Genomic DNA, 7210 nt, shown 5'->3' with positions numbered 1-7210 from the left:
TCAAGCAAAGAAAAATTCCAGTAGATAATTCAGAATGGCATCGCCATAGAAATGAGAGAACCGCAGGCTGTAATCAAATGCACCATGACCAATGCGGTTTAAAAGAATATTTCTGCTTTGTCTATAACATATCATGTTTGTAGGGGCGCTGCAAGTATTTTCCGGAACTGTTTTACCAACTTCTGTTTTACTGGCTGTTCTGAGATAATAAATAACGCAACCATTCTTATTTTTGTAGCGGAGCCGATACAGCAGGAGGTGAATGAGACCGCTTTCCGGGATTTTTAGCATATCAGGTGTTTGCATCTTGAGCACACACGTCCGAATGTGGCGGATGTTAATCCGACACAGGCGAACGCGTGTTAGCGAGAGCAAGCAAACAACGATATGTGAAAATAGAGGAAAGCGGTCTCTTTCACTTCCGAACCTTATATGATTACGTCTCAATATGTTATTTGAGTTTTAAAACTGCCACCTGCTGCAGCATCTCTCCATTCAGTTCGATGGAGTTTCCCGCATACTCCACGACGCAGTCGCAAAGATCCGTAAACTCATCCAGGGTTCCGATGACATCATAGCCGAAAGCTTCCCCGCGATAGTGCATCGGGAGGGTAACCCGCGGTTCAATCTGGTCGATAAGGGCTTTGGCCTGCTTTGCGTCAATGGTATAGAAGCCGCCCACCGGGATCATGACCGCATCCAGTCCCTTTAATGCTTCGATCTGTTCCGGCTCCAATTCACAGCCAAGATCTCCCAGATGTGCCGCACGGTAGGTTCCGTCATCAAAAATACGGATGCAGTTACTGCCACGCTTTGTGCCCCGGGCGTCATCATGCCAGGTGTGGATCTCGGTGATGGTAAACGGAGACAAAACGCCATCCTGTTTCAGGGTCACGGTTTCTCTCCCGTTATGATCACTGTGCTCATGGCTGCAGAATACCGCATCTGCCGTCTCCCGCACCGGCGCAAGTCCAGGCACATAGCCATCCTCATATGGATCCAGAATGATCGTATATCCGTTTGATTCCATCTTAAAGCACGAATGTCCAAGCCATGTAAGTTTCATCGTAATCACCTCATGATATTTTTTCTTTCATTGTAATCGATGAACCCGGTTTACGCAATACAGCTGCTGCTCCGGTTTGACATCCGAAAATTTCAAAAGTAAATTCCACCGCCCAGGTAACAGACTGTTTTGCTTTCTTTTACAGATTGTGTTTTTTCCACAAAAGTGTTATGATTTTCTTGTTTTTACTATTTCCGAAATCAAAAGCTGATTTCGTGCTTGCATTTTTATCTCAGACATACTATAATACGCTTTAACGCGTCAACGTGCGAATTTATTGGTATTATCACAACGAACAAGCAGACTGCTGCACACTACTTACAAAACGAGGAGAAAAACTATGGCATTCGAATTCATAAACAAGCTGCCGACTCCGGCAGAGATCAAAGAACAGTTCCCGCTCCCGACGGAATTCGTAGCACTCAAAGCAAAACGTGATGAGGAAGTAAAGAAGGTTATCAGCGGAGAAAGCGACAAATTTCTGGTCATCATCGGACCGTGTTCCGCCGATAACGAGGATGCGGTCCTGGACTACACCAGCCGCCTGATCGATGTCCAGGAAAAGACCAAAGACCGTCTTGTTATCGTACCGCGTATCTACACCAACAAGCCGCGTACCACCGGTGACGGCTACAAGGGCATGCTCCATCAGCCGGACCCGGAGAAGCGGCCAAGTATGGCAGAGGGCCTGCACGCCATCCGCCATATGCATATGCGTGTCTTGAAAGAAACCGGCTTCTCCACCGCAGATGAGATGCTTTACCCGGACAATGTCAGCTACCTGGATGATATCATGTCCTACATCGCAGTCGGTGCCCGCTCCGTAGAAAACCAGCAGCATCGTCTGGTATCCAGCGGCTGCCACGTTCCGGTCGGTATGAAGAATCCGACCAGCGGTGACCTGTCTGTTATGATGAACTCTGTTCAGGCCGGCCAGCACTGTCACGAATTCATCATGCGTGACTGGGAGGTAAAAACCGACGGAAACCCATATACCCACACCATCCTGCGCGGCGCAGTCAGCAAGCATGGCCAGTGCCTGCCAAATTATCACTACGAGGATCTGATGCTGCTCCATGAGTTATATGCAAAACGCGATCTGGTCAATCCGGCCTGCATCGTGGATGCAAACCACTCCAACTCAAACAAGCAGTATATGGAGCAGATCCGCATCGTCAAGGAGATCCTGCACAGCCGCAAGCATTCCGCAGACTTAAGCAGGCTGGTCAAGGGCGTTATGATCGAGAGCTACATCGAGCCGGGCAACCAGAAGATTGGTGAGCACTGCTACGGCAAGTCCATTACCGATCCATGCCTTGGCTGGGAAGATTCTGAGCGCCTGCTGTACGAGATCGCAGAGCAGGTTTAAGCATCCGCAAACGTAAAAAGATTCGGAAGAAGCTGTGTTTTCATAGCATCCTCCGAATCTTTTTATAATCCGGTTTTATTCTTCTGTCGGTTCTTCTGTCTGTCTATCTCTGATCCAGTTCCCTCTGATTCACGATATGTCCCGGCTTTTCCCCTCTGGAAAGCTTCTCGATATCTTCCCAGATCATCGCATAACCGCGGTGGAAGCTGCTGCCAGTGATACCGCCGATATGTGGGCTGAACAGAAGCTTTGCCAGTGTCTCCTCCGGCCAGAAAAGCATCGGATGATCCTTCTGCACCGGCTCATGATCCAGCGTATCCAGGCCGGCCATGGCAATGGTTCCATTCTCCAGGGCTTCCCGCAGCGCTTCATCATCCACCAGCTCTCCCCTGGACGTATTAATGAAATAACTTCCCTTCCGGCACTTTGCGAAGAACTCCCGGCTGCACATTCCGGCAGTTTCTCCGGTGACCGGAACATGAAGGCTTAACATATCACAGGTTTTAAGAAGTTCATCCATCGAAAGATACTGTACCTGATACCGTGCTTCCTCCTCCGGACTCAGGCGGTGGCGCTTTGTGTAATACACGGTCACGCCAAAGCCTTGCAGCATGTCAGCCACCGCTCTTGCGATAGCTCCGAAGCCGATCAGGCCAACTGTACAGTCAGACAGCTCTTTCAGGCTTCCGCCTCCCATGTAGCCCATCTTGACGGCCATCTGGCGGCCATCCCGTACAGCCTGATCACCGGAAACCACATTTTTGATCACGCCAAGCATCAGAAGAATCGTCTGCTCGGCCACTGCTTTTGCGTTCATGCCCGCACAGTTGCAGACATAAATTCCCCGCGCTCCGGCCGCTTCCAGATCGATCTGATTGAACGCAACGCCCTCGGAATGGATCATTCTCAAAGACGGCAGCCTCTTTATCAGCTCTTTGGAAATTTCTGTGACCGCATCCACAATGATCACCTCTGTGTCCGGCGCCAGCTGCGCATATGCAGCATCCGTCAGTCCGATCGGGAGATTCACTACCTCCGCGCTTTCCGTGAATGGTGTCTTTGCCGTATAATGTTCTACGTTCTTTTCATTTCCGATATGCAGTATCTTCATAGGTATCTCCATTTCTCAGCCTGCTTGCGCTGTCTGCTTTTCCAACTGTTTCCAACACAGCCACGATTTTAATGAAAACTGGAATACAGCTTTCCTGCCTCCAGGCTTCTGCCCTTGGCAGCTGCCATCTGGCTTACCGTTACCATCTGGAAGCCGCGCTTATGCAGCTCCGGTACAATGCGTGCAACCGCGTCTCCGGTTGCCCCGTAAAGCTCGTGCATCAGGATGATATCGCCGTCCTTCACATGGTTTAACACTGCTGCCACCGTCTTGTCCGCATTTCTGGTCTTCCAGTCCAGCGTATCAACATTCCACTGGATCATCGGCATACCGGCATTTGCAAGAACCGTAGCGTTATGGTTTCCACCCGGAAGGCGAAGCAGAGTCGGACGCACGCCGCAGGCTGCCTGGATTGCGTCATTTCCGTTATTTACCTGTGCCTGGATCTGAGCTGCCCCCAGCTTTTGCAGATATTTGTGGTTCATGGTATGGTTAGCCACCTCATGACCTTCTGCCACCATGCGCTGCACTTCTGTTTTATAAGAGCCGACACGCTCACCCACCATAAAGAACGTTGCCTTGCCGCCATACTGCGCCAGACAGTCCATGATCCGGTTGCCGACCGAGGGCTGCGGGCCATCATCGAAGGTCAGGGCTACCATAGGCTTTGACGGGTCAATGCCGTCTGTGGTCTGACTCTGCCCTGTACTCTGCTGTGCAGCAGCCTGCGCTGCCTCCTGTGCAGCAAGTTCCTCCGGCGTAACCGGAGTCACCGGCTCACTCTTAATGCCTCCCGGTCCTTCCGGAATTCCGGTCACCTCGCCGGCAGATACCGGTGCACTGTTCTCACTGCCGGTGCTGCCCGGTGCGCTCTGTCCCTGACCGGAAACAATAGTCGGAGACTGCGATACCGCAGCTGTAGTTTCGGTCTGACCTGCTCCCGGAGCCTGAGTCACAGCTTCCGATGCCTGCTGCTCCCCCACCGTCTGCGTGCTCTCCACTGCCAAGCTTCCGGAGCCTGCCACGATCACCGGAGCCGCATAAGCCGGCTGCGCTGTAAATAAAAATGCCAGTGCGGCACCTACTGTCATCCATTTTCTGTACTTCATAATATCCTCTCCCTTTCCTGAAATCGGCAAAATCTGCTGCCACAACTGCGTCATACGGCATTTTCGGTTCAGAAAATGCCTGCCCATGATTTCTAAACTCTATCTTAATCGAAATGAGGGCATTCCGCAAGCACTTAAAAGAGGCACTCCGCAAATCTGCGGAATGCCCATGCAATTTTTTATTCTCCTCTCAGATACGCGATCACCGCCGCCGCGCTTTTCTCCCGCACCTTCATCTTCCACTCCGGCTCATGGATGTGTTCGAGGTAATGTGCGTCGGAATCGCAGATGATGCGGCACTGCTCCAGATAGGGATTGCTCTTTTTTAATTTCTCAAGCGCTGCCATATCGTGCAGCTCCGCTGTCCGGAACTGGCTTTCCGGCGGCACAAAACCCAGGTTTGAGATGAGACTGTTGGCATTTTTATCGATATGGGCCGGGATCATGACACCGCCGTACTGCCCGGTTACAATGTCCCATAATTCATCGAAGGAAAGTTCCGTGCTGTTGATGAGCAAATTGGACTCGGTGCCGATGCAGATATCTTCCTCGTTCATGATCTGCTGCTTTCCGAAAATTTCTTCCCGGTTTGGAAATTTCATCAGTTTTTCGTAGACAAACCGGTCAAATTCCATTGCCGCGGAAAGCTCGGAAAACAGGCAGACTGCGTGTACTTCTTCCGCGGTAGTCAGCTCCATGCCTGGTATGGCAAGCACACCGTACTGCTCCGCCAGCTTCAGAACCGCCGGACAGTTGCGGCAGGAGTTATGGTCCGTCACCGCGATCACATCCAGACCCTTGATGGCCGCCATGCCCACAATATTGCCCGGAGTCATGTCGTCATCCCCACAGGGGGAAAGGCAGGAGTGAATATGCAGGTCGTAGCTTAATTCACGCTCCATGCGCTTCTCTCTGCATCTGCTGCCATACCCACAGTGCCGCCTCAAACACCGGCTTCTCCGTGGCCAGCACCATGATATCCTGCTGCTCTGCCTTTTTCCTGGCTGTCTCATCCAGCGCAGCACCTTCCGCCAGAATGATACAGGCGGCATCGGCCAGGGTGGCTACCGCCAGCGTATTCATATTTCCCATGACCGTAACCCAGGCGCAGCCCGCCGGAGCTTTTCCCATAGCCACGCTTAAGAGATCACAGCAAAACGGGGTCGTGATTTCCCGTTCCGGGTCATCTCCCACATGGATCACCTGAAATTTTCCACTGTCCAGAAGATCTTTTACCTTCACCTTTCTCCTCCTTTTTCCTGCTCCATGAGCTTCCTGAGCTGCTCCTTCATAATATAGACGCAGTCCTCTTCCTTCGCCTCACCTTTGGAAATATCCTCCGCCAATGCTTTGCACGATGGCGCGCCGCAGGCACCGCAGTCCAGGCCTGGAAGCTGTTTACACAATGCCTCGATCCGGCTTAACCGGGCGAAGCTTTCCATCATGGTCTCGCCCAGATTATAGACCGGCTCATACTCCACGCTCTGCGTCCATGACATCAGCTCTTCTGCCTTTTCTTCCGTCTCTGCATCCATGTGGCTTCTTGCCACCGGCATATACTTACGCAGATGTTTCAGCTTCACTTCTGCCACATACGGATTTTCCACCGTCAGCACGCCTCCCACGCAGCCGCCGCTGCAGGCATCCAGTTCCACAAATTTTAAATTGGTAAACTTCTGGTCTTCCATATCCTCCAGCACCCGGATCACATTCTCAATTCCGTCTGCTGCAAGGTAGCTTTCCGTAAACAGGCCTCCTGCTTCCCCTCCATTGTGTCCCCAGCTGATGCCGATCTTGCCAGAAATGCTGATGTTCTCCGGGTCTTCATCTACCTGCTTCATATATTTTAAAAGCTGTGGGTACACATCCTTGATGGCAAGCACGCAGTCAATTTCACTCTTTTCTGTCCCGATCGGTGATTTTGCGTACGTTACCTTTGACGGACACGGAGAGATAAAGCAGATGCCGATGTCTTCTCGTGCAAGTCCCGTCCTTTCCATAGCCCGCTTCACAGCCAGCCCGGCAGCCACCTCCACCGGTGGATTTAAGGGCAGCAGATGCGGGATCAGATTCGGGAACCGCACCCGGATCAGCCGTACCACGCTGGGGCACGCCGTGCTGATCAGCGGCAGCTGATCCTCATGCTCCGTCAGATAGGAACGGGTTGCCTCACTCACAAGTTCTGCAGCCGCACTCACCTCGAACACATCATCAAAACCCATAAGCAAAAGCGCATGCAGCACAATGTTGATGTCATCCAGATTGTTAAACTGACTATATAAAGAAGGAGCCGGAAGCGCTACCTTGTAACGGAAGCGTTCCATCTCCTGCAGTTGATCATAGACTGCGTGTTTTGCGTGATGGGGACAGACCCGGATGCATTCGCCACAGTCAATACAGAATTTTTTGTTGATCCGGGCTTTGCCATCCTGCACGCGGATTGCCTGGGTGGGGCAGCGCTTGATACAGTTGATACAGCCCTTGCACAATTCCTCATCCAGTCGTACGGAATGGTAAAACTTATCCATGCCGCTTTTCACCTCCAAATGTCAATT

General features: G+C 51.7%; 7 protein-coding genes. 1 reads left to right on the top strand and 6 read right to left on the bottom strand.

What is annotated here, in order from left to right; genetic code table 11:
* Positions 1-451 precede the first annotated feature (451 nt).
* Entirely contained in the window at positions 452-1066 is a 615-nt protein-coding gene (locus tag DW819_RS12455; RefSeq protein WP_118733569.1) for an MBL fold metallo-hydrolase, read from the bottom strand.
* Between the two features lie 307 nt (positions 1067-1373).
* On the opposite strand from DW819_RS12455, the gene DW819_RS12450 reads away from it, so the two are divergent.
* Positions 1374-2435, top strand: a complete 1062-nt coding sequence (locus DW819_RS12450) for a 3-deoxy-7-phosphoheptulonate synthase (RefSeq protein WP_279220959.1) — start codon at positions 1374-1376, stop codon at positions 2433-2435.
* A gap of 103 nt (positions 2436-2538) precedes the next feature.
* Here DW819_RS12450 and DW819_RS12445 read toward each other — a convergent pair whose 3' ends face one another.
* The 5 genes from DW819_RS12445 to DW819_RS12425 all read right to left on the bottom strand — a co-directional run bounded on the left by DW819_RS12445 (position 2539) and on the right by DW819_RS12425 (position 7183).
* On the bottom strand, positions 2539-3546 hold the full coding sequence (locus tag DW819_RS12445) for an NAD(P)-dependent oxidoreductase (RefSeq protein ID WP_182432649.1): 1008 nt from the start codon (positions 3544-3546) through the stop codon (positions 2539-2541).
* 68 nt (positions 3547-3614) lie between these two features.
* Positions 3615-4655: a polysaccharide deacetylase family protein gene (locus DW819_RS12440; RefSeq protein ID WP_243025845.1), complete on the bottom strand. Its 1041-nt coding sequence runs from the start codon at positions 4653-4655 to the stop codon at positions 3615-3617.
* A 179-nt stretch (positions 4656-4834) separates the two neighbouring features.
* Complete coding sequence (locus tag DW819_RS12435) at positions 4835-5557, bottom strand: PHP domain-containing protein (protein ID WP_118733566.1); 723 nt, start codon at positions 5555-5557, stop codon at positions 4835-4837.
* On the bottom strand, positions 5547-5897 hold the full coding sequence (locus tag DW819_RS12430; RefSeq protein ID WP_118733565.1) for a hypothetical protein: 351 nt from the start codon (positions 5895-5897) through the stop codon (positions 5547-5549). Before DW819_RS12430 ends, DW819_RS12435 begins: the two co-directional genes overlap by 11 nt.
* Entirely contained in the window at positions 5894-7183 is a 1290-nt protein-coding gene (locus DW819_RS12425; protein ID WP_118733571.1) for a [Fe-Fe] hydrogenase large subunit C-terminal domain-containing protein, read from the bottom strand. Before DW819_RS12425 ends, DW819_RS12430 begins: the two co-directional genes overlap by 4 nt.
* Positions 7184-7210 lie beyond the last annotated feature (27 nt).

This window comes from Clostridium sp. AM33-3 (assembly GCF_003480315.1).
Classification (GTDB): domain Bacteria; phylum Bacillota; class Clostridia; order Lachnospirales; family Lachnospiraceae; genus Brotaphodocola.
This window is presented reverse-complemented; position numbering and strand designations above follow the sequence as displayed.

Bases quoted from the DNA above. Each gene is read 5' to 3' on its own strand.
- DW819_RS12435 (WP_118733566.1), bottom strand. From the start codon at position 5,557: ATGGAGCGTGAATTAAGCTACGACCTGCATATTCACTCCTGCCTTTCC.
- DW819_RS12455 (WP_118733569.1), bottom strand. From the start codon at position 1,066: ATGAAACTTACATGGCTTGGACATTCGTGCTTTAAGATGGAATCAAAC.
- DW819_RS12440 (WP_243025845.1), bottom strand. From the start codon at position 4,655: ATGAAGTACAGAAAATGGATGACAGTAGGTGCCGCACTGGCATTTTTA.
- DW819_RS12425 (WP_118733571.1), bottom strand. From the start codon at position 7,183: ATGGATAAGTTTTACCATTCCGTACGACTGGATGAGGAATTGTGCAAG.
- DW819_RS12445 (WP_182432649.1), bottom strand. From the start codon at position 3,546: ATGAAGATACTGCATATCGGAAATGAAAAGAACGTAGAACATTATACG.